A 3,625-nucleotide genomic window follows, 5' to 3' on the forward strand; every position below is an offset into this window, starting at 1 on the left:
GTCCAACGCACCGAACGCCACATTGGGGCGCTTGTCAGCGGGCGGCCACCCGGACCAGCGCGGAGATCCGGCGGGCCACCTCGAAGGGACGTTCCTGCGGCAGCATGTGCCCCGCACCGGGGAACCGGACGAACTCCGCGTGCGGCAGCTCGTCCGCGATCACCTTCGCGTGCGGCAGCGGGCACAGCCGGTCCTTCTCGCCCGCCAGCACCACCGACGGTACGTCGCACAGCGCGCCCAGCCCGCCGACGCCCCGGTGGGCCGCGATGGCGTCCAGGAACAGCCCCGCGCTCGCCGGGTGCGCGCAGAGCAGCTGCTCGACGACGCTGTCCACCTGCGCGCGCCCCGGCCGGTCGCCGAACACGAGCCGGCGGGCGCCCGAACGCACCAGGCCCGGCCGCAGCCGCAGCGTGTCCGACCGCAAGCCGGCCAGCAACCTCGCGACCCGTGGCTCGAAGCGCGTCACGCTCCGGCCGACCAGTCCGGGGAACCCGAGGGTCAGCTGGTCCATGTCCCCCGACGACGTCGCCACGAACGCCGCCCCCGCCAGCCGGTCGCGGACGAGGGCCGGGTGCCGTTCGGCGAGCACCATCAGCGTCATCCCGCCCATCGAGTGCCCGGCCAGGACGAGGGGCCCGGAAGGGACGCGGTCGGCGATCAGCTCGGCGAGGTCGTCGGCCAGCCGCGCGATGGTGGCACCGCCCGGCCGAGCGGGCGACGAACCGCCGTGGCCGCGCAGGTCGTAGCGCAGGACGCGCAGGCCGGGGTCGAGGTGCGGGAGCACGAAGTCCCACGTCCGGTGGTCCTGCGTCCAGCCGTGCACCAGCACCAGCGTCACCGCCGAATCGACCGGCCCGGACTGCGAGACGTGCAGCGCGGCGCCGTCGCTCGCGACGAGCCGGTGCTCGATCGACGGGTTCCGCAGCCGGGACGCGGTCATCATCGGGTCGCCGGGAGCAGGAACGACTTGCGCCAGAAGTACTTCCCGGGCAGCCCGACCAGGCCGGACTCCTGCAGGAACGGCATGATCTTCTCCCCGGCCCACGCGATCGTCCCCTGCCAGTTCGGGTTGTTCAGCGCCGCCTCGACGCCGTCGCGCGGGCGGATGCCGACCGCCTTGTAGACGTCCGGGTTGATGAACGCCCGCGTCACGAAGTACGAGATGACCGCGATGATGAACTGCTGGTAGGCGATCTCGGCCTTCGACAGCTTCGCCATCCCGCGCGTGACCTCTTCGCGGGCGAAGGTGACGTGCCGGGCCTCCTCCAGGACGTGGATCCGGTTGACCATCCGGACCAGCGGCTGGACGCCTTCGTCGTTCATCTGCTCGCGCTGCAGCCGGTCGAGCACCTCCTCGGCGACGAGGATCGCGCCGTAGCGGGCCGGGCCGTAGGAGATCGTCGGCATGAGCTTCGCGAGGCGCCGCAGCCACGGCACCGGGCCGTAGGCGGGGCAGCCGATCCGCGACGCCATCCGCGCGAACATCGTCGAGTGGCGGCATTCGTCGGCGATTTCGGTGAGCGCGAACTGGGCGTGCGCGGACGTCGGGTCCTGTTCGTAGACCTCCTTGAGCAGCATCTGCATCAGCAGGATTTCGAACCACAAACCGGTCGTGGCGACGCTTGCGACCTCGTGTTTGCCCAGCTCGATGCGCTGTTCGGGGGTCAGCTTGTCCCAGAGTTCGGTGCCGTAGAGCGAGGAACGCTCTTCGAGGATGAACCGCTTGCCCTCGACGAGCGGCGCGGTCCAGTCGATGTCGACGTCGGGGTCGTAGAACTTGTTCGCCGACGACTTCAGCAGGCGGTCCGCGGTCTTCTCGCGATCCGGTTCCTTCAGCGTCCGCGTCATTGCCGACACCCCTTCCGCGACATGTAACTTGAGGTAACAGTTACCTGTGCGTAGCATGACCCTCGTGATCGAACGTGTCAAGCGCTCAGGCAAGCAGGCCGGCAAGTCCTCCCGCGGCGACGAAGCGACCGGCGACGCCCGGCGCGACCGCTGGCGCAAGCACCGGATCGCCCGGCGCAAGGAGTTCGTCGAAGCCGCGCTCCGGGCGCTCGACACGCACGGCCCGGACCTCGGCATGGAGGACGTCGCCGCGGAAGCCGGCGTCACGAAACCGGTGCTGTACCGGCACTTCGACGACAAGGCCGACCTGTACGTGGCCCTGGGCCAGCGCGGCACGGAAATCCTCTTCGAGCGGCTGATCCCGGCGATCAACGCCGAGCTGGCCCCGGTGCCGCGGATCCGGATGGCCCTCGACGCGTTCTTCACGGTGATCGAGGAGCACCCGAACCTCTACCGGCTGCTCGCGCACGGCCGGCCGGAGAAGCCGGTGTCGTCGGACGTCGTGGCCGAGGACAAGGAGCTGATCGCGACGGCGCTGACCGCGCTGCTCGGCGACTACATGCGGATGTTCAACATGGACTCCGGCGCGGCCGAGCCGTGGGCGCACGGCATCGTCGGCATGGTTCAGAACACCGGCGAGTGGTGGCTGGACCGCCGGTCGATGAGCCGCGACGCGGTCGTGGAGTACCTGACGCAGATCATCTGGGCGGCCATCGACGGGCTGACCCGCCAGAACGGCGTGGTCATCGACCCGAACCTGCCCCTGGAAGCCAACAAGGTGGTCCAGCTGGGCCGCACCCCGGAGTCGCTGGAGGAAACGTCATGAGCGAGCACGAGCACGACGAAGACGGCTACAGCGGCGAGGCGACCCTGGTCGTCGACGGCGTTTCGCTGACGACGACGGTCGAGCTGCGCGGCTACTTCCAGCCGATCGACGGCTATTACCGCTGGTACGGCCGGGTGGCGGTGAACGAGGAGCTGACCCGCCTGGCGGGCGGCAAGAAGAAGGCCGTCGCCATCCAGGCGGGCGCGCACTCGGCCACCGGGGAACTGTCCGACCCGGACCCGTGGGGCCGCTACCGGATCACGGGCACGAGCACGCCACCGTTCCACGTGCCCACGACCCTGGAAGAGCTCAACGCCTAGGGAAGCCGCGGGCCGGGCAGCTCGACGCCGGGCAGCACGCCGTTCGCGATGTCCGTGGCGCGCCACTTCGGCACGCTCAGCCGGACGGCCGTGACCGGCGCGGCCAGGAAGGGTGCGGCCTCGGGGACCTTGGCGACGAGCAGCTCGCGCACCCGCGCGTCTTCGTCACCGCCGAGGATCTCGGCGGTGGCCTGGGCCTGCAGGAACGGCTGCATCGGCGAACCGGTCGAGACGACGACCGAGACCACCGGGCTCTCCCGGATGGCGGCCAGCGTCCGGCCGCGGTCCTCGAGCACGAGGTTGAGGGTGAACTCGCCGCTTTCGGCGAAGTAGACCCCGCCGACCCACGGCCCGGCGCTGCCGGCGGTGGCGAGGAACATCGACTTGTGCGCGGACAGGGTGTTCCGCACGAGGTCCGCGACGGCGGCCTGTTCGAGAGTGGTCACCGGGTGAAGCTAGGGGCCGGAAAAGCGACACTCCAAGAAAAACGCCACCATCCGGTGAAACCGGGTGCGACCTCTCACAGCTGGTCGTGAGTGGTAAGGCGGGTTCTAACCCGCCTGAAACAAAAACAACGGAAAGAAAGACCGAAAAAAAGGAAATGGGGCGGGGGGGGGGAAAGAGGTTGTGT

At 69.8% G+C, this 3,625-nt stretch carries 5 protein-coding genes; 2 read left to right on the top strand and 3 right to left on the bottom strand.

The features are described from left to right. Positions 1-34: 34 nt before the first annotated feature. Positions 35-943: an alpha/beta fold hydrolase gene (locus ACWEVN_RS47120; protein ID WP_452055611.1), complete on the bottom strand. Its 909-nt coding sequence runs from the start codon at positions 941-943 to the stop codon at positions 35-37. Continuing rightward, positions 940-1,848: an AurF N-oxygenase family protein gene (locus ACWEVN_RS47125; RefSeq protein WP_449688181.1), complete on the bottom strand. Its 909-nt coding sequence runs from the start codon at positions 1,846-1,848 to the stop codon at positions 940-942. Before ACWEVN_RS47125 ends, ACWEVN_RS47120 begins: the two co-directional genes overlap by 4 nt. Before the next feature lie 55 nt (positions 1,849-1,903). On the opposite strand from ACWEVN_RS47125, the gene ACWEVN_RS47130 reads away from it, so the two are divergent. Further along, complete coding sequence (locus ACWEVN_RS47130; protein WP_310970765.1) at positions 1,904-2,674, top strand: TetR/AcrR family transcriptional regulator; 771 nt, start codon at positions 1,904-1,906, stop codon at positions 2,672-2,674. Further along, entirely contained in the window at positions 2,671-2,994 is a 324-nt protein-coding gene (locus tag ACWEVN_RS47135) for a DUF4873 domain-containing protein (protein WP_452055612.1), read from the top strand. Before ACWEVN_RS47130 ends, ACWEVN_RS47135 begins: the two co-directional genes overlap by 4 nt. On the opposite strand, the gene ACWEVN_RS47140 is transcribed toward ACWEVN_RS47135, so the two are convergent. After that, positions 2,991-3,440: a pyridoxamine 5'-phosphate oxidase family protein gene (locus ACWEVN_RS47140; RefSeq protein ID WP_310970768.1), complete on the bottom strand. Its 450-nt coding sequence runs from the start codon at positions 3,438-3,440 to the stop codon at positions 2,991-2,993. The genes ACWEVN_RS47135 and ACWEVN_RS47140 overlap by 4 nt on opposite strands. Positions 3,441-3,625 lie beyond the last annotated feature (185 nt).

It is taken from the genome of Amycolatopsis sp. NPDC003861 (genome assembly GCF_053605405.1).